Source organism: Castellaniella defragrans 65Phen, from assembly GCF_000612685.1.
GTDB classification, from domain to species: Bacteria; Pseudomonadota; Gammaproteobacteria; order Burkholderiales; family Burkholderiaceae_B; genus Castellaniella; species Castellaniella defragrans.
In genome coordinates, this window is the sequence record NZ_HG916765.1 from 3611881 (window position 1) to 3638213 (window position 26333).

General features: G+C 70.8%; 20 protein-coding genes. 4 read left to right on the forward strand and 16 right to left on the reverse strand.

What is annotated here, in order from left to right:
• The first annotated feature begins 49 nt into the window (after positions 1 to 49).
• The 3 genes from BN940_RS16100 to mgtE all read left to right on the forward strand — a co-directional run bounded on the left by BN940_RS16100 (position 50) and on the right by mgtE (position 3260).
• Positions 50 to 1243 carry a M20 aminoacylase family protein gene (locus tag BN940_RS16100; RefSeq protein WP_043684654.1) on the forward strand — a complete coding sequence of 398 codons (1194 nt, stop codon included), beginning with the start codon at positions 50 to 52 and terminating at the stop codon, positions 1241 to 1243.
• A gap of 123 nt (positions 1244 to 1366) precedes the next feature.
• Positions 1367 to 1759 (forward strand): acyl-CoA thioesterase, encoded by a 393-nt coding sequence (locus tag BN940_RS16105; RefSeq protein ID WP_043687809.1) that lies wholly within the window; start codon positions 1367 to 1369, stop codon positions 1757 to 1759.
• 13 nt (positions 1760 to 1772) lie between these two features.
• Positions 1773 to 3260, forward strand: coding sequence for a magnesium transporter (gene mgtE, locus BN940_RS16110; RefSeq protein WP_052355961.1), 1488 nt, complete (start codon positions 1773 to 1775; stop codon positions 3258 to 3260).
• Between the two features lie 793 nt (positions 3261 to 4053).
• On the opposite strand, the gene secA is transcribed toward mgtE, so the two are convergent.
• Entirely contained in the window at positions 4054 to 6813 is a 2760-nt protein-coding gene (gene secA, locus BN940_RS16115; RefSeq protein ID WP_043684657.1) for a preprotein translocase subunit SecA, read from the reverse strand.
• A 93-nt stretch (positions 6814 to 6906) separates the two neighbouring features.
• Complete coding sequence (locus BN940_RS18100) at positions 6907 to 8073, reverse strand: M23 family metallopeptidase (RefSeq protein ID WP_242404218.1); 1167 nt, start codon at positions 8071 to 8073, stop codon at positions 6907 to 6909.
• Between the two features lie 21 nt (positions 8074 to 8094).
• Here BN940_RS18100 and BN940_RS16125 point away from each other — a divergent pair, with 21 nt between their 5' ends.
• Complete coding sequence (locus BN940_RS16125; protein ID WP_043684659.1) at positions 8095 to 8565, forward strand: DciA family protein; 471 nt, start codon at positions 8095 to 8097, stop codon at positions 8563 to 8565.
• A 107-nt stretch (positions 8566 to 8672) separates the two neighbouring features.
• Here BN940_RS16125 and lpxC read toward each other — a convergent pair whose 3' ends face one another.
• The 14 genes from lpxC to rsmH form a co-directional block, all read right to left on the reverse strand.
• Positions 8673 to 9596, reverse strand: a complete 924-nt coding sequence (gene lpxC, locus BN940_RS16130; protein WP_043684662.1) for a UDP-3-O-acyl-N-acetylglucosamine deacetylase — start codon at positions 9594 to 9596, stop codon at positions 8673 to 8675.
• Positions 9597 to 9852: 256 nt separating this feature from the next.
• A complete protein-coding gene (ftsZ, locus tag BN940_RS16135) occupies positions 9853 to 11022 on the reverse strand; it encodes a cell division protein FtsZ (RefSeq protein ID WP_043684665.1) in 1170 nt (389 codons plus the stop codon).
• A 76-nt stretch (positions 11023 to 11098) separates the two neighbouring features.
• Entirely contained in the window at positions 11099 to 12325 is a 1227-nt protein-coding gene (ftsA, locus tag BN940_RS16140; RefSeq protein ID WP_043684668.1) for a cell division protein FtsA, read from the reverse strand.
• Entirely contained in the window at positions 12322 to 13125 is an 804-nt protein-coding gene (locus tag BN940_RS16145; protein ID WP_043684670.1) for a cell division protein FtsQ/DivIB, read from the reverse strand. Before BN940_RS16145 ends, ftsA begins: the two co-directional genes overlap by 4 nt.
• A 14-nt stretch (positions 13126 to 13139) precedes the next feature.
• Entirely contained in the window at positions 13140 to 14081 is a 942-nt protein-coding gene (locus tag BN940_RS16150; protein WP_043684672.1) for a D-alanine--D-alanine ligase, read from the reverse strand.
• A complete protein-coding gene (gene murC / locus BN940_RS16155) occupies positions 14078 to 15484 on the reverse strand; it encodes a UDP-N-acetylmuramate--L-alanine ligase (protein ID WP_043684673.1) in 1407 nt (468 codons plus the stop codon). The genes BN940_RS16150 and murC overlap by 4 nt, the downstream gene beginning before the upstream one ends.
• Positions 15481 to 16554: an undecaprenyldiphospho-muramoylpentapeptide beta-N-acetylglucosaminyltransferase gene (murG, locus tag BN940_RS16160; RefSeq protein WP_043684675.1), complete on the reverse strand. Its 1074-nt coding sequence runs from the start codon at positions 16552 to 16554 to the stop codon at positions 15481 to 15483. Before murG ends, murC begins: the two co-directional genes overlap by 4 nt.
• A complete protein-coding gene (gene ftsW, locus BN940_RS16165; RefSeq protein ID WP_052355963.1) occupies positions 16551 to 17777 on the reverse strand; it encodes a putative lipid II flippase FtsW in 1227 nt (408 codons plus the stop codon). The genes murG and ftsW overlap by 4 nt, the downstream gene beginning before the upstream one ends.
• A complete protein-coding gene (gene murD, locus BN940_RS16170) occupies positions 17774 to 19312 on the reverse strand; it encodes a UDP-N-acetylmuramoyl-L-alanine--D-glutamate ligase (RefSeq protein WP_052355964.1) in 1539 nt (512 codons plus the stop codon). Before murD ends, ftsW begins: the two co-directional genes overlap by 4 nt.
• Positions 19309 to 20481, reverse strand: a complete 1173-nt coding sequence (gene mraY / locus BN940_RS16175; RefSeq protein WP_043684679.1) for a phospho-N-acetylmuramoyl-pentapeptide-transferase — start codon at positions 20479 to 20481, stop codon at positions 19309 to 19311. Before mraY ends, murD begins: the two co-directional genes overlap by 4 nt.
• Positions 20471 to 23257: a bifunctional UDP-N-acetylmuramoyl-L-alanyl-D-glutamate--2,6-diaminopimelate ligase MurE/UDP-N-acetylmuramoyl-tripeptide--D-alanyl-D-alanine ligase MurF gene (murF, locus tag BN940_RS16180; protein ID WP_043684682.1), complete on the reverse strand. Its 2787-nt coding sequence runs from the start codon at positions 23255 to 23257 to the stop codon at positions 20471 to 20473. Before murF ends, mraY begins: the two co-directional genes overlap by 11 nt.
• On the reverse strand, positions 23254 to 24990 hold the full coding sequence (locus tag BN940_RS16185; RefSeq protein WP_043684685.1) for a peptidoglycan D,D-transpeptidase FtsI family protein: 1737 nt from the start codon (positions 24988 to 24990) through the stop codon (positions 23254 to 23256). The genes murF and BN940_RS16185 overlap by 4 nt, the downstream gene beginning before the upstream one ends.
• Positions 24987 to 25277, reverse strand: a complete 291-nt coding sequence (gene ftsL / locus BN940_RS16190; RefSeq protein ID WP_043684688.1) for a cell division protein FtsL — start codon at positions 25275 to 25277, stop codon at positions 24987 to 24989. Before ftsL ends, BN940_RS16185 begins: the two co-directional genes overlap by 4 nt.
• Positions 25274 to 26332: a 16S rRNA (cytosine(1402)-N(4))-methyltransferase RsmH gene (rsmH, locus tag BN940_RS16195; protein ID WP_043684691.1), complete on the reverse strand. Its 1059-nt coding sequence runs from the start codon at positions 26330 to 26332 to the stop codon at positions 25274 to 25276. The genes ftsL and rsmH overlap by 4 nt, the downstream gene beginning before the upstream one ends.
• Between the last annotated feature and the right edge of the window lies 1 nt (position 26333).

Genomic DNA, 26333 nt, shown 5'->3' on the forward strand with positions numbered 1-26333 from the left:
GCGGGGGACCGCGCCGCGCCCAAAGGGGCGCCATGACAAAGGGGGCATCATGAAAGAGATCCTCGACACGCTGGGCGGCTGGCTGCCCGACCTGACCGACATCCGCCGCGCCATCCACGCCTGGCCCGAACTCGCCTTCCAGGAAGTACGCACGGCCGACACGGTGGCGCGCCTGCTGGAATCCTGGGGCATCGAGGTCCATCGCGGCCTGGGCGAGACCGGCGTGGTCGGCCGCATCGCCGGGCGCGGGCCGGGCCGCTCCATTGGCCTGCGGGCCGACATGGACGCCCTGCCCATGCCCGAGGCCAACACCTTTCCGCATGCCAGCCGCAACCCGGGGACGATGCACGCCTGCGGCCACGACGGCCACACCACCATGCTGCTGGCCGCCGCCCGCTACCTGGCCGGGCAGCGCGACTTCGACGGCACGGTGCACGTGATCTTCCAGCCCGCCGAGGAAGGCGGGGGCGGCGCGCGCCGCATGATCGAGGACGGCCTGTTCGATCAATTCCCCATGGACGCGGTGTTCGGCATGCACAACTGGCCCGGCCTGCCCGCCGGCTCGTTCGGCCTGACCGACGGCCCCATCATGGCCTCCAGCAGCACCTTCGAGATCACGCTGCGCGGCCGCGGCGCCCACGGCGCCATGCCCCATCTGGGCGTGGACCCGGTGGTCGCGGCCGCCCAGCTCACCCTGGCCTTCCAGACCATCCTGACCCGCGACCTGGACCCGCTGGAATCGGGCGTCATCAGCGTGACCCAGATCCACGCCGGCTCGGCCGACAACGTCATCCCCGACCAGGCCGTGATGCGCGGCACGGTGCGCACGCTGACGCACGGCGCGCTGGACCTGATCGAAACCCGCATGCGCGAGCTGACCGGGCCGCTCGCCCAGGCGCTGCGCTGCGAGGCGGACTTCCGCTTCCAGCGCGAATACCCGGCCACCGTCAACCACCCCGAACAGGCCGCCCTCTGCGCCCAGGTGCTGGCCGACCTGGTCGGCGCCGACCAGGTCGATCCCCAGGTGCGGCCCTCGATGGGGGCGGAGGACTTCGCCTTCATGCTGCAGGCCCGCCCCGGATGCTACGTCTGGATCGGCAACGGCATGGGCGACCACCGCACGCCGGGCCACGGCCTGGGGCCCTGCACCCTGCACAACGGCAGCTACGATTTCAACGACGCCATCATCCCGCTGGGCGCCGCCTACTGGGTGCTGCTGGCGCACCGGTTCCTGGCCGGCTGAGCGCGCGGCCCCGGCCCGCGGCCGTCAGGAAACCGACCCGGACAAACAGTTAAAATACGCGCTTTGCCGACACGCGCGCCCTCCGATCCGGACGCGGCGCCCGGCATCCATCCCGAGGCCGCCATGACCACTGCCCTGCCCTCCTCCGATCGCCCGGTCACCCTGCGCGTCATGCCCCAGCCGGCCGACGCCAACATCCATGGCGACGTGTTCGGGGGCTGGATCATGTCCCAGGTGGACATCGCCGGCTCGATCCCCGCCACGCGGCGCGCGGGCGGGCGGGTCGCCACCGTGGCCGTCAACGCCTTCACCTTCAAGCAGCCCGTCTTCGTGGGCGACCTGCTCAGCTTCTACGCGGAAATCATCCGCACCGGCCGGACCTCCATCACGGTCTCGGTCGAAGTCTACGCCGAGCGCCAGCGCCTGGAGGCCGAAGTCGTCAAGGTCACCGAAGCCACCCTGACCTACGTCGCCACCGACGAGGAACGCCACAGCCGGCCCCTGCCCCCGATCTGAGGAGCGCGCATCGATGGCCGATCAGCCCGTTGCCGACGAGACCGCCATCCCGGTCGTCATTCCGCGCCGCCTGGACCCGGAAGACGCCCAGCTGGCGCTGCAGGAACTGCAGGCCATCCTGAAGCGCCAGGAGGTCGTGGACGCGCTCGCCCAGCGCCAGCACGAAGACGAGGACGAGGACGGCTCGAACCTGCTCGAAGGCATGCTGCAGCGCCAGCACGAGGACGAGATCCGCCAGATCGTCAATGCGCTGCATCCGGCCGACATCGCCTTCATCCTGGAATCCCTGCCGGTGCAGCAGCGCCAGGCGGTCTGGCAGCTGGTCAGCCAGGAACACGACGCCGACGTGCTCCTGGAAGTCGAGGACTGGGTCCGCGAATCGCTGATCGAGTCCATGGACCACGAGGACCTGATCGCGGCCACGGGCGCCATGGACGCCGACGAGATCGCCGATCTCGCCCCCGACCTGCCGCCCGACGTCATCGCCGAGGTCCAGAAAGGCCTGACCGATGCCGAGCGCGCGCAGCTGATCGCCGCCATGGGCTACCCGGAGGACACCGTCGGCGCCATCATGGACTTCGACATGGTGCGGGTGCGCGAGGACGTGACCCTGGAAGTCGTGCTGCGCTACCTGCGCCGGCTGCACGAACTGCCCGACCACACCGACCAGATCTTCGTGGTGGACCGCGCCGACCAGCTGCGCGGCACCCTCTCGCTGTCGCGCCTGCTGCTGAGCGAACCCGACACCCTGGTCAGCGCGGTGATGGAGCCCGACGTCCTCAGCCTGAACCCGATGGACCCCGACATCGACGCCGCCAATGCCTTCGAGCGCTACGACCTGGTGTCGGCCCCGGTGGTGGACGAGCAGGGCCGCCTGATCGGCCGCGTCACCATCGACGAGGTGGTGGACGTGCTGCAGGAAGACTCCCACGAGCAGGAGCTGTCGCGCGCCGGCCTGCAGGAAGAGGACATCTTCGCGCCCGTCCTGGCCGCCCTGCGCAACCGCGCGCCCTGGCTGCTGGTGAACCTGTGCACGGCCTCGATCGCGTCCTTCGTGGCCTCCCGCTTCGAGGACACGGTCAGCCACATCGTGATCCTGGCCTTCCTGATGTCCATCGTGGCCGGGATCGGCGGCAATTCCGGCAACCAGACCATGACCATGATCATCCGCGCCATGGCCACGGGCCGCGTCACCGGCGCCAACATCACCCAGCTGGTCAAGCGCGAGCTGCAGGTGACCTTCCTGGTCGGCGCCTGCGGCAGCCTGGTGGCGGCGACCTTCGCCTGGATGATCTCGGGTTCCTACGCGGTGGCCGGCGTGATGATGGCGGCCATGGTCGGCAACATGCTGATCGGCGCGGCGCTGGGGGTGCTGATCCCGCTGCTGCGCGACCGCTTCGGCAAGGACCCCGCCGTGGGCTCGTCGGTGCTGCTGACCTTCGCCACGGATTCGCTGGGCTTCTTCCTGTTCCTGGGGCTGGCGACGCTGTTTTTGCTGTAGTTTCCGGTGGGTTCTTGTGCGGCACCTCGACCGCACGGCCCCCTTCCGGCCGCGCAGCTCACCCGGAAGGGGGCCGTGCGGCCCGGCGAAATCAGGGGAGCTGCAGCAATGCCTTGATCCGGGCCTTGATGTCTGCAAGCTCGGCGGCCATCTCATGAACTCTGCAACTGACATCAACCGGCCTTTGTGCAAACCAAATATCCGTTCTCATAGACACGGAATCCTGCCAACCTCAGCGTTCATTATTCCTGAAACACCTCTTTCTGATGATAGGCCATGTAGTGCTGCTGATGAAGGGTCAGAGGTTCAGCGCTTTGCGCTCGAATGATGCAAACCCGTGTTTGTCCGGAAACCGCCTGTCCTGCTTCTTGTCCAGTGCCCTGCTGACAAACCACTCGATCTAGGCCAGGGTATCCCATCACTGCGCCTTCCCCTTCGTCAGGCGACGTCCTGTGGCCGCACCGGGCGCTGTTGGAGTCCGCCGGCCAGAAGCCAGCCAGCGGGGAGGCAAGTGAGCCACTGTTCGAGCGGGACGCTTGTGGTCAGTCCGGGGGACTGACCACCCCGCGAGTTTGGCGAACGCCCCGATGGCTGGCTGGCGGCCGGGCAGTTCCGGCACAGCCGGAACCGGACGACCTGCGTCCGGGGCGGCCACAGGACGACGCCGAAGCCTCACAAAAGAACACCGGCGGCCGACACCCCAGACCGAAACGCGGCCAGAGACCCCGCCCCCCACCGCAGCAATGAAAAAAGCCGGGACACGCCCGGCCTTTTTCATCATCAACAGAAAGACTTACTTCAGCTGCCCGTGGCAGTGCTTGTACTTCTTCCCGCTGCCGCACGGGCAGGGATCGTTGCGCCCCACGCGCGGGACCGCGCCGGCCGGCGTCGCCGCCTTCTGGCCGGTGGCCCCGGCCGGCGTCTCGTCCAGGCCCAGATCCTCGCCGCGCAGCGCCGCGTCGTAGTCGGCGTGGTGGTAGCGCACGTTTTCCAGCGCCGGCGAGGCGGGCTCTTCGACCGCGACCTGCTCGCGCGACTGGATGCGCACCGTCATCAGCACGCGGATCGTCTCGTTGCGGACGCGGTCCAGCATGTCCGAGAACAGCGTGAACGCCTCGCGCTTGTAGGCCTGTTTCGGGTCCACCTGCGCATAGCCGCGCAGATGGATGCCCTGGCGCAGGTGGTCCAGCGACGCCAGGTGGGCGCGCCAGTTCGTGTCCAGCGACTGCAGCAGCACCGAGCGCTCGAACGGCCGCCAGCCGGCCTCGCCGACCAGCGCGACCTTCTCGTCGTACAGCCGCCGGGCCTCGGCCAGCACCCGCTCCAGCAGATCGTCGTCCGTCAGGTTGGGTTCCTTTTCCAGCATCTCCGTGAGCGGCAGCGCGATCGACCAGTCGGACTCCAGGCACGACTGCAGGCCCGGGACGTCCCACTGCTCTTCCATCGTCTCTTCCGGCACGTAGCGGCGGAACACCGCCGTGATCTCCGCGTCGCGCAGGTTGGCGATCGTGTCGGCCACCGATTCCGCTTCCAGGACCTCGTTGCGCTGGGCGTAGAGCACCTTGCGCTGGTCGTTGGCCACGTCGTCGTATTCCAGCAGCTGCTTGCGGATGTCGAAGTTGCGGCCCTCGACCTTGCGCTGCGCCGACTCGATCGAGCGCGACACCATGCGCGCCTCGATCGGCTCGCCTTCGGGCAGGCGCAGGCGCTCCATGATGGCGCGCACGCGGTCCCCGGCGAAGATCCGCATCAGCGAATCGTCCAGCGACAGGTAGAAGCGCGAGGAGCCCGGATCGCCCTGGCGGCCGGCGCGGCCGCGCAGCTGGTTGTCGATGCGCCGCGACTCGTGGCGCTCGGTGCCGATGATGCGCAGGCCGCCGGCCTTCTTCACGGCCTCGTTGGCCGGCGCCCATTCGGCGCGGATGGCCGCGATGCGAGCCTCTTTTTCTTCCGGGGACAGGTCCGGATCGGCGCGCACCAGGTCGATCTGCTTGTCCACGCTGCCGCCCAGCACGATGTCCGTGCCCCGGCCGGCCATGTTGGTGGCGATGGTGATGTGGCCCGGCTTGCCGGCCTCGGCCACGATCTCGGCCTCGCGCGCGTGCTGCTTGGCGTTCAGCACCTCGTGCGGCAGGCCTTCCTTTTTCAGCGCGTTGGACAGCAGCTCGGAATTCTCGATGCTGGTGGTGCCCACCAGCACCGGCTGGCCGCGCTTGTGGCAATCGACGATGTCGGCCAGGATCGCGCGGTACTTTTCCGCGTCGGTCTTGAAGACCTGGTCGTTCTGGTCCTGGCGCGCCATCGGCCGGTTGGTCGGGATGATGACCGTCTCCAGGCCGTAGATTTCCTGGAATTCGTAGGCCTCGGTGTCGGCCGTCCCCGTCATGCCCGCCAGCTTGTCGTACATGCGGAAATAATTCTGGAACGTGATCGAGGCCAGCGTCTGGTTCTCGTTCTGGATGCGCACGCCTTCCTTGGCCTCGACCGCCTGGTGCAGGCCGTCGGACCAGCGCCGGCCCGCCATCAGGCGGCCGGTGAATTCATCGACGATGACGACCTCGCCGTCCTGGACCACGTACTGCTGATCGCGGTGGAACAGGTTGTGTGCGCGCAGGGCCACCAGCAGATGGTGCATCAGCGAGATGTGGCGCGGGTCGTACAGGGACTCGCCCTCGGGCAGAATGCCCTGGCGCGCCATGATCTGCTCGGCCTTGATCTGGCCGGCTTCCGACAGGTGCACCTGCTGGGCCTTTTCGTCGACCCAGAAGTCGCCCTCGGGCTCGGGCTCGTGGGGCTTGGGCTCTTCCGTCATGCGCGTCAGCAGGGGCGGCACCGCGTTCATGCGGATGTAGAGCTCGGTGTTGTCCTCGGCCTGGCCGGAGATGATCAGCGGCGTGCGCGCCTCGTCGATCAGGATCGAATCCACCTCGTCGACGATGGCGTAGGCCAGGCTGCGCTGGCGACGGTCTTCCGGGCGGAATTCCATGTTGTCGCGCAGGTAGTCGAAGCCGTATTCGTTGTTCGTGCCGTAGGTGATGTCGGCGCGGTAGGCGGCGCGCTTTTCCTCGTTGTCCTGCTGCGGCACCACCACGCCAACCGTCATGCCCAGGAAGCCGTAGAGCCGGCCCATCCATTCGGCGTCCCGGCGGGCGAGGTAGTCGTTGACCGTCACCACGTGGACCCCGCGGCCGTTCAGGGCGTTCAGGTAGACCGCCAGCGTCGCCATCAGGGTCTTGCCTTCGCCGGTGCGCATTTCGGCGATCTTGCCGTTGTGCAGGGCGATGGCGCCCAGCATCTGGACGTCGAAGTGGCGCATGCCGAACACGCGCCGGCTGGCCTCGCGCACCACGGCGAAGGCTTCGGGCAACAGGGAATTGAGGGACTTGCCTTCCGCGATCCGCTGGCGGAATTCGCCGGTCTTGGCCTTCAGCGCGTCGTCGGACAGGGCCTGCATGGAAGGTTCGAGCGCATTGATCTGCGCGACCTGCTTGCGGTACTGCTTCAACAGCCGGTCGTTGCGGCTGCCGATGATCTTTTTGAGCAGAGAAACCATATCGTGTCGTCGCTGCGGGCCCGAAGGGGGATCGGACGCCGGAAGATTGTGAGGCGCGGCCGCCGAATGGTGACCGCAGGTAAACGCTGCAGTTTAACGCAGGGCGGAAGCCCCCGCATCGGCGGCGGACGCCGCGGCGGGCTCGGCCTGCGCCACCCGATCCGCAGCCAGCGCCAGGCGCGTACGGGCATCGTCCTGGATGAACAGGGTCGGGTCCAGGGGGTAGTCCGCCATCCGCACCTCGAAGTGCAGGTGCGAGCCGGTGGACCGGCCGGTGCTGCCCACCCGCGCGATCAGCTGGCCCTGGCGGACGATGTCGCCCGCCTTCACCAGCACGCTGGAGGCATGGGCGTAGCGGGTGCGCAGGCCGTTGCCGTGGTCGATCTCCACCATCCGGCCGTAGCCGTGCCAGGTGCCCGCCCGCGTCACCAGCCCGCCGGACGCCGCCCGGATCGGCGCGCCGCGCGGGGCGACGAAATCCAGGCCCTCGTGCATGGTGTGGCGGCCGCTGACCGGATTGCGGCGCCAGCCGAAGGACGAGCTGAGCGCCGGATAATCGACCGGCGAGAGCGTGGGCAGGCTGGCCTGGAAGCCCGCCTGGCGCGACAGGGCCGCGTCCACCAGGGCGTAGGCGTCCTCCTGGGTCTCCAGGCGCCGGCCCAGCGCGTCGATGTGCCGGCCCAGCAGTTCCGCGGCGCCGACGCCGGTGGCCGGCAGCGACTGGCCGGGAATGTCATCCATCACCGGGGCGTCGCCGCCCTCGTCCTGCGCCAGGCCGGCCAGCCGGCCGGCGGGGGCGACGCCGGCGGAGGCAGCGGCACCGACATCGGCACGGACGGAGGCGCCGACACCGCCGCCGACAGACGCAGAGACAGGGGCCGGGGCCGGGGCGCCGCCGGAAGCGGAGGCCTCCCGGACGGCGCCCACACCCGGGTCGAGTTCCGGCGCCGTGTAGCTCAGGCCGGCCGCCTGGGCCACGCGGGCGCGCACGGACTCCATGGCCAGCACGCGGCCCTGCAGCTCGCCCAGCTTGCCCGCCAGGCCGGCGATGCTGCCCTGCAGCGCCGCCGAATCCTGGCGCAGGCGCAAGTCGATCGCCTCGCGCTGGCCGGGATCCATGGCGGGCGTGCGCCAGGCCTGCCACTGGGCCCCGCCCCAGGCGGCCAGCGCCAGGGCGCAGACTCCGCCCAGACTGCGCAGGAGGCGCGCGTTAGAATGCAGCCAGAGCGCTGCACGAGCGCTGTGTTTCGATCTCGTCACTCTCGTCACTCGAAATTCCTCATGTCCATGGCGACGCCGCCGCGGCGGCAGCGATCCTCCGGCACTCCGGCCCTGGAATGGCTGGACCGCCACCCCCAGGGCGCGCAGCTGATGCGCACGGCGCGCGAGCTGCTGGCCATCCAGGCCGTGCTGGCCGGCACGCTGCCGGCCGCCCTGGCGCGCCGGATCCGGGTGGCCCGCATCGATGGACCGCAAATCACCGTGATGGTTCCCGGACCCGCGCATGCCGCCCGGCTGCGCCAGTCGACCGAGGCCGCCGCCGCCCGCCTGCGGGACGCCGGCTGGCCCGTGGAACGGATTGTCGTCCGGATCGACGCCGCCATGGGCCGCACCTGGACGGAAAAGCCCCACCGGGAAGCCGAGCCCCTGGGGGAAGGCGCCCTGCGATCCTTCGAGGACCTGGGGCGCCGGGTAGCGCCGGGCCCGCTGGCCGACGCCATCGGCCGGCTGCTGCGCCATCATCGTTCGTGAGGATGGGTCCGGACACAGGGCAGTCCCCGCGGACCGCCCCGTGCCTGACGAATCGGAGCGGCTTGCAAGCCGCGACGTGGACGAGCCACGGAGCGGACCGACCGAGATCAGGCGAGCTGCCAGTCGCGGGTGAAGGCGGCCGGCGCGGTGTCGCGCGATTCGTAGCTGACCAGTTCCCAGCAATCCTGGCGCGCCAGCAGCGCGCGCACCAGCTGGTTGTTCAGGCCATGGCCGGACTTGCAGGCGACGTAGCGCGCCACCAGGGGCTTGCCGGCCAGGTACAGGTCGCCGATGGCGTCGAGGATCTTGTGCTTGACGAATTCGTCGTCGTAGCGCAGCCCGTCGGCGTTCAGGACGCGGTATTCGTCCATGACGATGGCGTTGTCCAGGCTGCCGCCGCGCGCCAGGCCCATGGAGCGCAGGGCCTCGACCTCGCTGGCGAAGCCGAAGGTGCGCGCGCGGGCGATGGTCTTGACGTAGGAATCCCGGGCGAAGTCGATTTCGGCCGTGTTGGCCGTGGAGTCGATGGCGGGATGCCGGAAATCGATGGAAAAGGACAGGGCGAAGCCGTCGTAGGGCTCCAGCCGCGCCCATTTGGCGGCCGGGCCTTCGCCCTCGCGGACCTCGACGGGTTTCAGCACCCGCAGGAAGCGCTTGGGCGCGGCCTGCTCCAGCAGGCCGGCGCTGCGCAGCAGATAGACGAACGTGCCCGCGCTGCCGTCCATGATGGGGACTTCCTCGGCGTCGAGATCGACGTGCAGATTGTCCACGCCCAGGCCGGCCAGGGCCGACATCAGGTGCTCGACGGTGGACACGCGCACGGAACCCTGCTGCAGGACCGAAGCCATGCGGGTGTCGCCCACCGCGTCGGCGCGCGCGGGCAGGTCCACGATCTCGGGCAGGTCCACGCGATGGAACACGATGCCGGTATTGGGCTCGGCCGGACGCAGGGTGATTTCCACGCGACGGCCGGAATGCAGGCCCACCCCGGTGGTGGAGACGGCTTGCTTGATGGTGCGCTGCAGGAGCATGGGAGTCTTCATCTACGGAAAATGGCCATGCGAGGCGCGCCCGCATCGGCCGATCGGGCAATTGTAATCAATATCCGGGTTTTCCACGATATCCGAATGCAACAGAGCCGAACGCAACAGAGGCGAAACGCGGAACCCGGCGGAAAAAAGCAAAGCGAAGGCGCGCCCTCCCCCAGGGGCAGGGGAAGACGCGCCAGGCGCCGCGAACTGCTGTACGACAGCCGCGATGTGAGGTGATGCGCCGCAGCGGGCCGGGTCAGTCGGCCTGCTTGCGCAGGAAAGCCGGAATGTCGAAGTGATCCATGCCGGCCGTCTCCAGGGCCCGGACCTGGGCCGAGGCGTGGCTGCGCGGATTGCGGATCACCGAGGGCACGTCCGTACCGGAAAAGTCGTGGCTGACGTTCACCGGCATGTTGTCCGTGCCGGTGCGCTGGGCCTCGACGTTGTTGGACACCAGCTGCGGGCGGGCCGCGGCCGAGCCCAGGCCGGTGGCGACCACCGTGACGCGCAGGTCCTCGCCCATGGACTCGTCGTAGGCCGTGCCGAAGATCACCGTGGCGTCGGCCGAGGCGTAGCTGCCGATGGTGTCCATGATCTCGCGGGTCTCGCGCATCTTGAGCGAACGGCTGGCGGTGATGTTCACCAGGACGCCGCGCGCGCCGTGCAGGTCCACGCCTTCCAGCAGCGGGCAGGCGATCGCCTGCTCGGCCGCGATGCGGGCCCGGTCGGGGCCGGAAGCCACGGCCGTGCCCATCATGGCCTGGCCCTGTTCGCCCATGATGGTCTTGACGTCCTCGAAGTCGACGTTGACGTTGCCCTCGACGTTGATGATCTCGGCGATCCCGGCGCAGGCGTTGTGCAGCACGTCGTCGGCCGCGCGGAAGCAGTCCTCCTGCGTGGCGTCCTCGTCCATCAGTTCGTACAGGTTCTCGTTGAGCACCACCACCAGCGAATGGACGTGGCGCGACAGTTCGCGGATGCCTTCCTCGGCCATGCGCATGCGCTTGCTGCCCTCGAAGACGAAGGGCTTGGTGACCACGCCCACCGTCAGGATGCCCAGTTCCTTGGCGACCTCGGCCACCACGGGGCCGGCTCCGGTCCCGGTGCCGCCGCCCATGCCGGCGGTGATGAACACCATGTGGGCGCCGTTCAGCGCCGCGCGGATCTCCTCGCGCGCGGTCTCGGCGGCGGCGCGGCCCTGCTCGGGCTTGGCGCCGGCGCCCAGGCCGGTGCGGCCCAGGCGGATCTGGACCGGCGCCTCGCTGGTGACCAGCGCCTGGGCATCGGTATTCGCGCAGACGAATTCCACCCCCTGCACGCCCGAACGGATCATGTGGGCCACGGCGTTGCCGCCCGCCCCGCCGACACCCACGACCTTGATCACGGTGCCGTTCCTGCTGGTATCCAGCATTTCAAAATTCATCATGGTTGACTCCCTCACATACGGAAAAACGAACAACTTCCCCTGAAAAGCCCATGTCCGGTGCGGCCTTGGCGCCGCCTCAATTCATGAACCACTCCTTCATGCGCGCCAGAATGGATTTGACCGTTCCCTTCTGCTGCGCCACCTTGCGGCCGCGGGCGCGCTGCATGCGCGCCTCGGTCAGCAAGCCCATCACCGTCGAGAAGCGCGGATTACGCATCACGTCGGCCAGACTTCCCTCGTACATGGGCACGGCGACGCGCACCGGCTTGAGGAACACGTCCTCGGCCAGCTCCACCATGCCCGGCATGAGCGCCGTCCCCCCGGTCAGCACGACCCCGGACGACAGCAATTCCTCGTAACCGGATTCGCGCACCACCTGCTGCACGAAGCCGAACAGTTCTTCCATGCGCGGCTCGATCACCGCGCCCAGGGCCTGGCGCTTGACGCTGCGGTTGGGGCGGTCCCCCAGGCCCGGCACCTCGATCATTTCCTCGGCGTCCACCAGCGCCTGCTTGGCCACGCCGTGGCGCAGCTTGATCTCCTCGGCATCCGGCGTCGGCGTGCGCAGCATGGCCGCGATGTCGCTGGTGACCTGGTCGCCCGCGATGGGGATCACCGAGGTGTGGCGGATCGCGCCGCCGGTGTAGATGGCGATGTCGGTGGTGCCCCCGCCGATGTCCACCAGCACCACGCCCAGCTCCTTTTCGTCGGCCGTCAGGCAGGCCAGGCTGGAGGCGAGCGGCTGCAGGATCAGGTCCTGGACCTCCAGGCCGCAGCGGCGCACGCACTTGACGATGTTCTGGGCCGCGCTGACCGCGCCCGTGACGATGTGCACGCGCACTTCCAGGCGCATGCCGCTCATGCCGATCGGCTCGCGGATGTCCTCCTGCGCATCGACGATGAACTCCTGCGTCAGCACGTGCAGCACCTGCTGGTCGGTCGGGATGTTGACGGCCTTGGCCGTCTCGATCACGCGCGCCACGTCGGTGGCGGTGACTTCCTTGTCCTTGACCGCGACCATGCCGCTGGAGTTGAAGCTGGTGATGTGGCTGCCCGCGATGCCGGTGTAGACCTCGCGGATCTTGCAGTCGGCCATCAGCTCGGCCTCTTCCAGCGCGCGCTGGATGGAATTCACGGTGGACTCGATGTTGACCACCACGCCCTTGCGCATGCCCTCGGACTCGTGCTGTCCCAGGCCCAGCACCTCGAACCCGCCGTCGGGCAGGATTTCGGCAACGACGGCGGCCACCTTGCTGGTGCCGATGTCGAGTGCAACGATCAGATCTTTGATGTCACGGGTCATGGTCGGGTCGATCGGGAGGATGCGGAGGTTTCGGGGGCCAGCGTGATGGCGAATCCATTCGGATAGCGCAGATCGGCGCTGGCGATCATGCGGCCGCCCAGGCGCCGGGTCAGTTCCGGCCAGGCCTGGACGAAGCGTTCGATGCGGGCGGCGAACGGCAGGGCGCCGGAGCGGCCGTGGGGATCGGCGACGTCGGCGGCCGGATCCCGGCCCAGCGTCAGGCGCACGTCGTCGGACAGCGTGACTTCCCAGGCGTAGCGCGGGGTCAGCGTGGCCTCGCGCACGCTCAGGCCCAGCGGGGCGAACCAGCGGGCGATCTCGGCGTAGCGCTGCACCACCAGCCGCTCGGAATTCACCGGGCCGTTCAACTGGGGCAGGTCCAGCTCGTCGGGCAGCTCGCCCTGGTTGGCCGTGAAGGCCTCGCCCCAGGTGTTGATCATCTGGTTCTCGTTCCAGAAGGCCAGCGGCTGCTGCTCCTCGATGCGCACCTGCAGGGTGGCCGGCCACACCCGCCGGACGACGGCGTGGCGCACCCAGGGCGCGGCTTCGATGCGGCGCCGGGCCGCGTCCAGGTCCATCAGGAAGAAGTTGCCGCGCACCTGGCCCGCCAGGGCGGTCTGCAGGTTCAGCGGCGTCACGTACTGCAGGGACGCGCCGGCCACCGGGGCCAGCTCGATCCGGGAAATCGAAAAATAGGGCCTGCGGATGGTCCAGAGCACGACGCCGGCCACGATCGCCAACACCGCCAGCAGGGCCAGCAGGTTGGCGATCAGGTTGGTCAGTCGGGCTTCGGCGAACACGTCCGGACCTCCCCTCAGCCCGCCGGGCGCAGCTTGCAGCGCGCCGTGGACAGGATTTCCACGCACAGGCAGCCGTAGCTCATGCCGGCGGCGCGCGCGCCCATGGGCACGAGCGAATGGCTCGTCATGCCCGGCGAGGTGTTCATTTCGAGCAGCCAGGGCCGGTCCTGCCCGTCGAGCATCACGTCGGCCCGGCCCCAGCCTTCGCAGCCCAGCGCCCGGTAGGCGCGCACGGCCAGGTCCTGGATGTGCCGCGTCAGCGCGTCGGGCAGGCGGGCCGGGCATTCGTAGCGGGTGTCGTTGGACACGTACTTGTGCTCGTAGTCGTAATTGCCCTGGGGCGCGATGATTTCGATGATCGGCAGCGCCCGCGCGTCCGCCCCCGAGCCCAGGACCGGCACGGTCAGCTCGCGTCCGCGGATGAACTGCTCGGCCAGCGCCAGGTCGTCGAAGCGGCAGGCCAGCGCCTGCGCCTCGCGCAGCTGCTCCGCCGTCTCGACGCGGGTCAGGCCCAGCGTCGAGCCCTCGTGCGGCGGCTTGACGATCAGCGGCAGGCCCAGGGTATCGGCCAGCCCGGAGGGATCGGCGTCGCAGGCGAGCTCGGCGAAGCGCGGCGTGGGCAGCCCGTGCTGCAGCCACAGCCGCTTGGTGGCGATCTTGTCCATCGCCAGGCAGGAGGCCAGCGGGCCGCTGCCGGTATAGGGGATGCGCAGCAGCTCCAGCGCGCCCTGCAGCGTGCCGTCCTCGCCATAGCGGCCGTGCAGGGCGATGAAGACGCGATCGAAGCCCGCCGCCGCCAGCTCCGCCAGGCTGCGCTCGCCGGTGTCGAACAGATGGGCGTCGACGCCTTCCTCGCGCAGCGCGGCGCAGACGCCGGCGCCCGACATCAGCGAGACTTCCCGCTCGGCCGAACTGCCGCCGTACAGCACGCCCACGCGGCCGAATGCCTGGCTCATAGCGGGCTCCCCAGTTGCGCGGGGACGCGGCTGATGGAGCCCGCCCCCATGATGATGACGACGTCCCCGTCGCGGGCGAAATCCCCGATCGCGGCCGCCATGTCGGCCACGTCCTCGACGAACACCGGCTCGACCTTGCCGGCCACCCGCAGGGCGCGCGCCAGGGCGCGGCCGTCGGCGGCCACCAGGGGCGTCTCGCCGGCCGGATAGACCTCGGTCAGCAGCACCGCGTCGGCCGAACCGAGCACGCGCACGAAGTCCTCGAAGCAGTCGCGCGTGCGCGTGTAGCGGTGCGGCTGGAAGGCGAGCACGATGCGGCGGTCCGGCCAGGCGCCGCGCGCGGCCGCCAGGGTCGCCGCCATCTCGACCGGATGATGGCCGTAGTCGTCGACCACGGCGTACGTGCCGCCGCCGTTCTTCTCCGCCACGGGGAAGCGGCCGACCTGGGTGAAGCGGCGCCCCACGCCGCGGAACTGGGCCAGCGCCTCGGCGATGGCCGCGTCGGGCACGCCCAGCTCGGTGGCGACGGCGATGGTGGCCAGGGCGTTGAGCACGTTGTGCCGGCCCGGCAGGTTCAGCCGCACGGACAGCGGCGGGAGCCGGTCCTGGCCGCTGTCGCGCTCGACCTCGAAGCACATGACGGTGCCGTCGGCGCGCAGGTCGCGCGCGCGCACCTGGGCCGGCATGTCGATGCCGTAGGTCGTCACCGGCCGCGACACGAAGGGGATGATCTCGCGCACGTTGGCGTCGTCCACGCACAGCACCGCGCTGCCGTAGAAGGGCAGGCGCTGGGTGAACTCGACGAAGGCGCTCTTCAGGCGCGCCACGTCGTGCCCGTAGGTGTCCATGTGGTCGAGATCGATGTTGGTGATGATCGCCATCACCGGCAGCAGGTTCAGGAACGAGGCGTCGGACTCGTCGGCCTCGACGACGATGTAGTCGCCCTGGCCCAGCCGCGCGTTGGCGTCGGCCGCGTTCAGCCGCCCGCCGATGACGAAGGTGGGGTCCAGCCCGCCGGCCGCCAGCACGCTGGCCACGAGGCTGGTGGTGGTGGTCTTGCCGTGCGTGCCGGCGATGGCGATGCCGCGCTTCAGGCGCATCAGCTCGGCCAGCATCAGGGCGCGGGGCACCACCGGGATGTGCGCGGCGCGGGCCGCCAGGACTTCCGGATTGTCCGCATGGATGGCGGTGGACGTGACCAGGGCGCCGGCGCCCCGGACGTGCTCGGCGGCATGGCCGATCAGGATGCGCGCGCCCAGCGACGCCAGCCGCCGCGTCACGGCGGTTTCCTGGACGTCGGAGCCGCTGATGGAATAGCCCAGGTTCAGCAGGACCTCGGCGATGCCGCTCATGCCCGAGCCGCCGATGCCGACGAAGTGGATGTTGCGGATGCGATGCTTCATGCCGATTCCTCCAGGCTGTGGACGCAGGCATCGGCAATCAGCTGCGCGGCGTTCAGACTTGCGTGTTCGCGGGCGTGGGCGGCCACGGCGGCCAGTTCCGGCCGCTGGCGCGCCGCCAGCCAGGCCGACAGCCCGGCCGCGTCCAGCTCGGCCTGGCGCATCATCCAGCCGCCGCCGCATTCCGACAGGTAGCGGGCGTTGGCCGTCTGGTGGTCGTCGATGGCGTGCGGCAGCGGGATGAACAGGGCCGCCACGCCCACGGCCGCGACCTCGGCCACGGTCATGGCGCCGGCCCGGCAGACGACCAGGTCGGCCCAGCCCAGGGCCTCGGCCATGTCGTCGATGAAGGCCATGACCTCGCCTTCGACGCCCAGGCGTTCGTAAGTGCGGCGCACGCCCTCGGCGTGGCGCTCGCCCGCCTGGTGGCGCACGCGCGGCCGCGACGGCGCCGGCAGCAGCGCCAGCGCCTCGGGCACCAGTTCGTTCAGGCGCGCCGCCCCCAGGCTGCCGCCCACCACCAGCAGGCGCAGCGGCCCCTCGCGGCCGGCGTAGCGCTCGCCCGCGGGGGCGACCGATTCCAGCGCGGCGCGCACCGGATTGCCCACCATCAGGGCATCGGGCAGCGCCCCCGGAAAGCCGCACAGCACGCGGCTGGCGAAGCGGGCCAGGACGCGGTTGGCGGTGCCCGCCACGGCGTTCTGCTCGTGCACGACCAGGGGGATGCCCGCCAGGCGCGCCATCAGGCCGCCCGGGAAGGCCACGTAGCCGCCCATGCCGAGCACGACGTCGGGGCGGTGCGCGCGCAGCAGCCGGCGCGCCCGCAGGCAGGCCGCGCCCAGGGTGAAGGGCAGCTTCAGCAGGGCCGCGGCGCCCTTGCCGCGCACGCCGCCGAAGCGCAGCGGCAGCAGCTCGATGCCGCGCGCCGGCACCAGGCGGCCTTCCATGCGGTCCGGATCGCCCAGCCACAGCACCCGCCAGCCGGCGGCGCGCAGGACTTCGGCCACGGCCAGTCCCGGCATGATGTGCCCGCCCGTGCCGCCCGCCATGATGAGGATCGTGCGCGCGCTCATCGCCGTTTCCCCCGCATCATGCAGCGGGTCTCGTAATCCACCCGCAGCAGCAGCGCGATGGCCACCAGGTTCATGACGATGCCCGAGCCGCCGTAGCTCACCAGCGGCAGGGTCAGCCCCTTGGTGGGCAGCAGGCCCAGGCAGACGCCGATGTTGATGAAGGTCTGCACGCCCATCCACAGGGCCACGCCCTGCGCGACCAGGCCGTCGAAGACCCGCTCCAGCACCATGGCCTGGCGGGCGATGTCGAAACCGCGCATGACGATGTAGACGAACACGGCGATCAGGCACAGCACGCCGACCAGGCCGAGTTCCTCGCCGATCACGGCGACGATGAAGTCGGTGTGCGCCTCGGGCAGGTAATGCAGCTTCTCGATGCTGGCGCCCAGGCCGACGCCGAACCATTCGCCCCGCCCCAGGGCGATCAGGGAATGGGACAGCTGGTAGGCGCTGCCGTAGGCGTTGTCCGGATTCCAGGGATCGAGGTAGACGAACAGGCGCTCGCGGCGCCAGGGCGACAGCCAGATCAGCATCAGGAAGCTGGACATCACCCCGCCCAGCAGCAGGGTGAACAGCTTGAGGTTGATGCCGCCGATGAAGAGGATGCCGACGGCGATGGCGCCGATGACGATGAAGGCGCCCAGGTCGGGTTCCAGCAGCAGCAGCACCCCGACCAGCATCAGCGCCAGCGCCATGGGCGTGAAGCCGCGCACGAAGCCGCGCACGAAGCCCTGCAGGTGGGCCTGCTTGCGCACCACGTAATCGGCCGCGTACAGCAGGATGGCGGCCTTCATCAGCTCCGAGGGCTGGAAGTTCACCGGCCCGAGCGACAGCCAGCGGCGCGCGCCGTTGACCTCGCGGCCGATGCCGGGGACCAGCACCACCATCAGCAGGAGCAGCGCCAGCACGAACAGCGGCACGGACACCTTCTGCCAGATGCGCATCGGCACGCTGGCGGTGAACAGCGCGGCCAGCAGGCCGATGACGATGAAGGCGGCATGGCGGCCGACGAAATAGAAGCGGCCGTAGCTCTCGTAGCGCGGCCCGTCGGCCAGGGCGATCGAGGCCGAATACACCATCAGCAGGCCGAACAGGACCAGGGCGCTGACCGCCACGATCAGGCCCACGTCCACGCTGGGCATGGCCGTGCGCCCCGGGCGCACCGTGTTCACGCCGCCGCCCAGGGACCCGGGCATGCCCGTCGTACGCCCCGGCGCGCTCATGCCACTTCTCCGCGTTCGGCCGCGAGCTCGCGCACGGCCGCGACGAAGCAGGCGCTGCGGTGGGCGTAGTTGCGGAACATGTCCATGCTGGCGCAGGCGGGCGACAGCAGCACGGCGTCGCCCGGCCGCGCCAGTTCCAGGCCGCGCGCGACGGCTTCCTCCAGCGTCGCGCAGGGCTGCAACGGCACGCCGCAGTCCGCCAGGGCCTGGCCGATCAGGGGCCCGTCCTGGCCGATCAGCAGCACGGCGCGCGCGTGGGCGCGCACGGCCGGCGCCAGGGGCGTGAAATCCTGGCCCTTGCCCAGGCCGCCGGCGATCAGCACCACCGGCCGGCCCAGTCCCTTCAGGGCGGCCAGCGTGGCGCCCACGTTGGTGCCCTTGCTGTCGTCGATGAAATCGACGCCCGCGATCGCGCGCACGAATTCCGTGCGGTGCGCCTCGCCCTGGTAGGAGCGCAGCGCGTGCAGCATCGGCGCCCAGTCCAGGCCGATGGCGCGGCCCAGGGCCAGGGCCGCCAGCGCATTGAGCGCGTTGTGGGCGCCGCGGATGCGCAGCGCCTCGGCCGGCATCAACGGCTGGGCCGCGGCGGCGGGCCGCCGGACGGGGCCCGCGTCCGCCGCCGCGCGGCGGCGGCGGGCCGGCGCCTGGGCGGCGGGGTCGGCCTCGACCTCGGGCGCGGCCGCCAGCCAGGCCAGGCCCTGCTGCGTCAGCAGGCCCAGATCCCCGGCCAGAGCCGGGGCGTCCGAGCCGAAGCCGCGCACCCGCTCGCCGGCCGGGTCGCGCACCATGTCCCGCACCAGCGGGTCGTCGCGGTTGACGACGGCGATCCGCGCCATCTCCAGCAGGCGCGCCTTGGCCGCCGCGTAGGCCTGCATCGTGCCGTGCCAGTCCAGGTGGTCCTGCGTGACGTTGAGCACCGTGGCCGCGTCCGGCGCCAGGGAGTGCGTGGCTTCCAGCTGGAAGCTGGAGAGCTCCAGCACCCAGACCTCGGGCAGCTCGTCGCGCTCCAGCGCGTCCTGCAGGCTGGCGAGCGCGGCCGGCCCGATGTTGCCGGCGGCGCGCACGCGGCGGCCGGCCGCCTCGGCCAGGTGGCGCGTCAGCGACGTGACCGTGGTCTTGCCGTTGGTGCCCGTCACCGCCAGCAGCGCGGGCGCATAGCCCTGCGCGCGCAGGTCGGCCAGGGCGCGGGCGAACAGCTCGATCTCGCCCAGCACCTCGATGCCGCGCGCGCGCGCCGCCGCCAGCAGGGGCGCGACGGGGGCCTCGTGCGGATTCAGTCCCGGGCTGAGCACCAGCGTATGGACCTCGTCGAGCGCCGCTTCCGCCAGGGCATCGGGGCCCAGGCGCAGGTCGGCGGCGATGCCGTCCGCCGCCAGAGCGTCCAGCCCGCCCGGCTGCGCGCGCGTGTCCAGCACCCGCAGGCGGGCGCCGCGCGCGGCGCACCAGCGCGCCGCGGCCACGCCCGTCTCCCCCAATCCCAGGATCAGGGTCAGGCCGTCGCGGCGCAGGGAGGGGAAGTCGCAGGCGCTCGTCATCGCAGCTTCAGGCTCGACAGGCCCACCAGGACCAGCATCATGGTGATGATCCAGAAGCGGACCACCACCTGGGTTTCCTTCCAGCCGCCCACCTCGAAATGGTGGTGCAGCGGCGCCATGCGGAAGATCCGCCGGCCTTCCCCATAGCGCTTCTTGGTGTACTTGAACCAGGTGACCTGCAGCATCACCGACAGGGTCTCGACCACGAACACCCCGCCCATGATGAACAGGACGATCTCCTGGCGCACGATGACGGCGATCGTGCCCAGCGCGCCGCCCAGCGCCAGGGCGCCCACGTCGCCCATGAAGACCTGGGCGGGATAGGTGTTGAACCAGAGGAAGGCCAGGCCCGCGCCGGCGATGGCGGCGCACAGCACCATCAGCTCGGAGGCGCCCGGGATGTAGGGGAACAGCAGGTACCTGGAATAGTCCACCCGCCCGACCACGTAGGCGAAGATGCCCAGGGCCGAGCCGATCATCACGGTGGGCATGATCGCCAGCCCGTCCAGCCCGTCGGTCAGGTTGACGGCGTTGCTCGTGCCCACGATCACCAGCCAGGTCAGCGCGCCGAAACCGAACACGCCCAGCGGGTAGCTGACGGTCTTGAAGAACGGCACGATCAGGTCGGCGCGCGCCGGCAGCGGCATGGAAAAGCCGCTCAGGACCCAGCCGCGGAACAGCGGCCAGAGCTCCGTGTTGGCCGGCACCGACACGGCGAAGCTGAGGTAGACGGCGGCCACGGCGCCGATCAGGGCCTGCCAGAAGAACTTCTGCCGCGCCGGCATGCCTTCGGGATCGTGGTGCACGACCTTGCGGTAGTCGTCGGCCCAGCCGATCCAGCCGAAGCCGAAGGTCACCAGCAGCACCACCCAGACGAAGCGGTTGGTCCAGTCGGCCCACAGCAGGGTGCTGATGCCGATGCCGATCAGGATCAGCGCGCCGCCCATGGTGGGGGTGCCGTTCTTCTGCAGGTGGGTCTGGGGGCCGTAGCTGCGCACCGCCTGGCCGATCTTCAGCGCCGTCAGGCGGCGGATCAGCCAGGGGCCGGCCAGCAGGCCGATGGCCAGCGCCGTGGCGCAGGCCAGCAGCGCGCGGAAGGTGATGTATTCCACCACGCCGAAGGCGCGGAAATGCTCGTCGGACAGCCAGCGCGCCAGTTCAAGCAGCATGATCGCCCCCCTGCGCGGACGCGTCCATGTCGAGCGCCTGCACCACGCGCTCCATGCGCATGCTGCGCGAGCCCTTGACCAGGATGTGGCCGGGGCGCGCCGCCAGCAGGTGCGGCAGCAGCTCCTCGAACGCGTCGAAGGCCTGGGCCTGCGCGCCGAAGGCCTGCGCGGCCCCGCGGGCCGCCGGCCCCAGCGTCAGCAGCGCGTCCACGCCGCACTGGCGGGCATAGGCGCCGACCTCGGCGTGCATCGCCGGCCCCTGGTCGCCGACTTCGGCCATGTCGCCCAGCACCAGGATGCGCCGGCCGTCCAGCCCGGCCAGCACGTCGATGGCGGCGCGCACGGAATCCGGATTGGCGTTGTAGCTGTCGTCGATCAGCTGGAAGCCGTCGGACAGGGGCCGCGGCTGCATCCGGCCGCCCACCGGAGAGAAGGCCGCCAGGCCGGCCGCGATGGCCGCCGCCGGCGCGCCGGCCGCCCAGGCGCAGGCCGCCGCCGCCAGGGCGTTGCGCAGATTGTGCCGGCCCGGCGCATGCAGGACGACCGGCACGGTCTCCGCGCCCAGGTGCAGGCGGAATTCCGTCTGCGCCGTCCCGGCGCGGATCTGCGAGGCATGCGCATCGGCCGTGTCGGCGAAGCCGAAGCGCCGCATCCGGCGGTCGCCGGCCAGCTCCCGCCACAGGCCGCTGTATTCCTCGTCGGCCGGAAACACCGCCACGCCGTCGGCCGGCAGCGCCTGCAGCACGGCGCCGTTCTCGCGCGCCACGGCCTCGACCGTGCTCATGAATTCCTGGTGCTCGCGCTGCGCGTTGTTCACCAGCGCCACCGTCGGCTGGGCGATGGCGGCCAGCACGGCGATCTCGCCCGGGTGGTTCATGCCCAGTTCCAGCACGGCGGCGCGGTGCGCCGGACGCAGGCGCAGCACCGTCAGCGGCAGGCCGATGTCGTTGTTGAGGTTGCCGCGCGTCGCCAGACGGCCCTCCTCGCCGCACCAGGCCGCCAGGATGGCGGCGATCATTTCCTTGGTCGTGGTCTTGCCGTTGCTGCCGGTCACCGCGATGACGGGGATGCGGAACTGGCGCCGCCAGGCGGTGGCCGCGCGCCGCAGGGCCAGGCGGGTGTCGCCCAGCACGATCTGGGGCAGGCCGGCGCCGGGGACCGGGCGGGCGACGAGGGCCGCACGCGCACCGGCCCGGGCGGCCGCGTCCAGGTAGTCGTGGCCGTCGAAGCGCTCGCCTTCGAGCGCCAGGAACAGGGCGCCGGCCGGCAGCGCGCGGGTGTCGGTGGACAGCTCCGCCCCCTGCCGCCAGGTCAGCGCGAAGCGCGCCCATTCCCGGTCGTCGAAGGGGCTGCGCACGTGCCGGACTTCCTGGTAGGTCTCGTGGCCCTTGCCGGCCAGCAGCACCACGTCGCGTTCCTCGGCGCCCCAGATGCCCTCCAGGATGGCGTCGGCCCGATCGACCCGGACGTCCGGGCGGCGCGGCATGCCCGCCACGATCTCTTCGATGATGGCCTCGGGCGGCTCGCTGCGCGGATTGTCGGTGGTGACCACGACCTCGTCGGCCAGGCGGGCCGCCACGGCGCCCATCAGGGGCCGCTTGCCGGCGTCGCGGTCGCCGCCGCAGCCGAACACGCAGCGCAGCCGGCCGCCGCGGTCCCGGGCCAGCGGCCGCAGGGCCGTCAGCGCCCGCTCCAGCGCGTCCGGCGTGTGCGCGTAATCCACCACGACCAGCGGCTGGGGCCGCGCCGCGCTGGCGCCGCCCAGCGCCGTGACCACCTGCAGGCGGCCCGGCACCGGATGCAGCACGGCCAGGGCGCGGGCGATGCGGCTCAGCCCCCAGCCCAGCTCGCGCAGCACGCCGGCCACCAGCAGCAGGTTGGAGATGTTGTGTTCCCCGACCAGGTGGGTCAGGATCTGGGCGCTGCCGTCGGGCACCACCAGATTGAAGACCAGGCCGGTGGCGCCATGCTGGATGTCCTCGGCCCGGAAGGCCGCGCCGCCGTCGCGCCGCAGGCTGTAGCCCACCCGGTGGCCCGAGGGCGCAGCGCCCGCCAGCAATTCCCGCCCCGCCGCGTCGTCGGCGTTGATGACCGCGCCGCGCAGGCCGGGCCGGGCGAACAGGGCGAACTTCGCCTGCTTGTAGCGTTCTTCCGTGCCGTGGTAATCCAGATGGTCGCGCGTCAGGTTGGTGAAGCCCGCCACCTGGATGCTGACCCCGTCCAGGCGGCCCTGCTCGATGCCGATCGAGGACGCCTCGATGGCGGCCGCCACGCCGCCCGCGCGCACGATGGCGGCCAGGCTGCGGTGCAGCGTCAGCACGTCCGGCGTGGTCAGCGCGCCGCCCAGGTTGCCGCCGTCGGGCAGCGTCACGCCCAGCGTCCCGACGGTGCCGCAGGGCATGCCCTCGGCATTGAGCGCCGCCGCGATCCACTGCGTGGTGGAGGTCTTGCCGTTGGTGCCGGTGACGGCGATCACGGTCAGCGCGTCCGACGGCCGGCCATACCACAGGTGGGCGACCTGGCCCAGCAGCGCGGCCAGACCCTCGACTTCCAGGACCGGCACGGCGGCGGGCGAAGGATGGCCGCCGCCGGCCTGCCGGACGATGGCGGCCGCGCCGGCCGCCACGGCCGCTTCCATATAGGCGCGGCCGTCCGCGGCGATCCCGGGGCAGGCGAAAAACACGTCGCCCGGCCGCAGCTGGCGCGAATCCAGGCAGAGATCCGCCCTGCGATCGACCCGCTCGTCCAGCCAGGCCATGATGTCTAACATGATCATTGTGTGCGTCCCCCCTGCGCCGCCACCGCCACCAGGGAATCCACAGGGGCGTCGGGCCGCACGCCGAGGCGGCGCAGGGTGCTTGAAACGATGTCGGAAAAGACGGGTGCGGCCACGCGGCCGCCATAATACCCCCCGGCGCCCGGCTCATCGATGGACACGGCCACGACGATGCGCGGATCGGACACCGGCGCCAGTCCGACGAAGGAGCCGCGGTACTTGGTCTTGCTGTACTGGCCGTTGACGATCTTGCGCGCGGTGCCGCTCTTGCCGGCCACCCGGTAGCCCTGGACGCGGGCGAGCTTGGCGCCGTCCGGGCCGGCGGCGGCCTCCAGCATGCCGCGCATCAGCTGGGCGATCTCGGGCGTGTAGACCTGGACGCTGGTGGGCTGGCCCTCGCGGCGCAGCAGGGACAGCGACACCATGTCGCCGTTGCGGGCGAAGACGGTGTAGGCGTGCGCGACCTGGAGCAGGGAGACGGACAGGCCGTAGCCGTAGGCCATGGTGGCGCGCTCGATCGGCCGCCAGCGCTGCCAGGGCCGCAACCGCCCCGAGGCCATGCCGGGGAAATGCGTCTGGGGCACGCGCCCGAACCCCAGCGCCGAGAACTTTTCCCACATCGACTGGGACGTCAGGCGCTCCGAGATCATGGTCATGCCGATGTTGCTGGAGCGCTGGATGATGCCGCCCACGTCCAGCACGCCGTTGCGGCTGACGTCGGAAATCACGGCGCCCTGGTAGCTGTAGCGGCCGTTGCCGGTGTCGAACAGCGTGCGGGTCGTGATCTTGCCCTCGTCCAGGGCCAGCGCGGCCGTGAACGGCTTCATGATGGAGCCGGGCTCGAAGGTGTCGGTCACGACGCGGTTGCGCAGCGCCTCGCCCGTGCGCGCCGAGTTGTCGTTCGGGTCGTAGGACGGCAGATTGACCATCGCCAGGATCTCGCCCGAGCGGGCATCCAGCACGATGGCCGCCGCCGCGCGCGCCTGGTGCTCCTTCATGGCGGTCTTGAGCGCGGCGTAGGTGTCGAACTGGATGCCGGCGTCGATGGACAGCTGCAGGTTCTGGCCGTCGACCGGCGGCACCACGGCCTGGACGTCCTCGACCACGCGGCCCAGGCGGTCCCGGATCACGCGCCGGGAGCCCGGCTGGCCCGACAGCCGGTCGTTGAACGCCAGCTCGATGCCTTCGATGCCGCGGTCCTCGATGTTGGTGAAGCCGACGATGTGCGCCATGACCTCGCCTTCCGGATAGAAGCGGCGCGTCTCGGCGAGCTGCTGGACCCCGGGGATCTTCAGCTGATGGATGGCCTTGGCCTTGTCGGCGGCCACCTGCCGCTGCAGGTAGACGAAATTCTTGTCCTCGTCCTGGGTGCGCTGGCGCAGTTCGGCCGGGGCGATGTCCAGCAGGCGCGCCAGTTCGGCGACCTGAGCCTCGGAGGCCTTGTGGAAGTCCTCGGGGATCGCCCAGATGGCCTTGGCCGGCACGCTGGAGGCCAGCACCACCGAGCCGCTGCGGTCCAGGATCTTGCCGCGCGAAGCCGGCAGCACCAGGGTGCGCTCGTAGCGGCGCTCGCCCTGGCGCTGGAGGAATTCGTTGGACAGGATCTGCAGGTTCAGCGCCTTGGCCGCCAGCGCGGCGAAACCCAGCATGAGCACGATCACCACCAGCCGCGCCCGCCAGAAGGCCGGGCGGCCCGCCAGCACGGGGCTTTCGTGGAAACCGAAGCGCTTCACGGACGGCTCTCCTGCGCGGCGGGAGCCGGCTGCTGCAGGTAGATCGTGCGGTCGGGCGTCACCGACACCAGATGCAGGTCGGCGCGGGCGATCGAATCGATGCGCGCGTTGCGCGCCAGTTCCGCCCGTTCGAGCTGCAGGCGGCGCCATTCCGCGTCCAGCTCGTGCGCGTGGGACTTCAGCCGCTCGGACGCGACGAACAGTTCGCGCGTCTGGAAGCGCACCGTGACCAGCGAAATGGCCGAGGCCATGAGCAGGAACGCCAGGAAGAGGTTCAGCCGGATCATCGCGCGGCCCTCCCCGCCCGGCGCGGCGCGGACGGACGGCCCGGCAGGCGCACGAAGCCCGCGGCCTGCTCCGGCGACAGGGGCGCGCCGGTGCGCTCGGCCACCCGCAGCACGGCCGAGCGCGCGCGCACGTTGTCCGCCACCTCGGCCTCGTCCGCCAGGACGCGGCCCAGCAGGGTGACATAGGGCTGCGGCATGTCGCGCTCGGGGATCGGCAGCCGCGCCCGGTCGCGGCCCGGGTGGGCGGCGGCGGCGAAGCACTGCTTGACCATGCGGTCTTCCAGCGAGTGGAAGCTGATCACGGCCAGGCGCCCGCCCGCGCGCAGGCGCGTCAGCGCTGCCGGGAGGGCGTGCGCGAGCTGCGCGAGCTCTTCATTGATGTGAATCCGTATAGCTTGAAAGGTGCGGGTGGCCGGGTGCTGGCCCTTTTCGCGCGTACGGACGGCACCGGCGACGAGCTGGGCAAGTTCGCCCGTGGTGCGCAGCGGCCCGGATTGGCGGCGCACAGCAATCGCCTTTGCAATCTGGAAAGCAAACCGTTCTTCGCCATAATCTGCGATGACCTCCTTGATCTGTTCCTGGTCGGCCTCGGCCAGCCATTGCGCCGCCGTCTGACCCCGGCTGGTGTCCATGCGCATGTCCAGCGGGCCGTCCCGCATGAACGAGAACCCGCGTTCCGCCTCGTCGATCTGGGGCGAGGACACGCCCAGGTCCAGCAGCACGCCGTCCACCCGGTCGATGCCCAGGCGGTCCAGCTGCGCGTCCAGGGTGGCGAAACCGTCGTGCACGACCTCGACCCGCCCGTCGGCGGCGCGCAGCGCCTGCGCCTCGGCGATGGCCGCCGGATCCTTGTCGAACACCAGCAGGCGCGCGCGCGGGCCCAGCCGGCTCAGCAGCAGGCGGCTATGGCCTCCGCGCCCGAAGGTGCCGTCCACGTAGATGCCGTCCGGCGGCGGGGCGTCCGCCGCGGGCACCGCCGACCGGCGGCCGAACGCCGGGCTCAACAATGCGTCGATGGCCGGTTCCAGCAGAACGGTGCGATGGGAATACGCCATG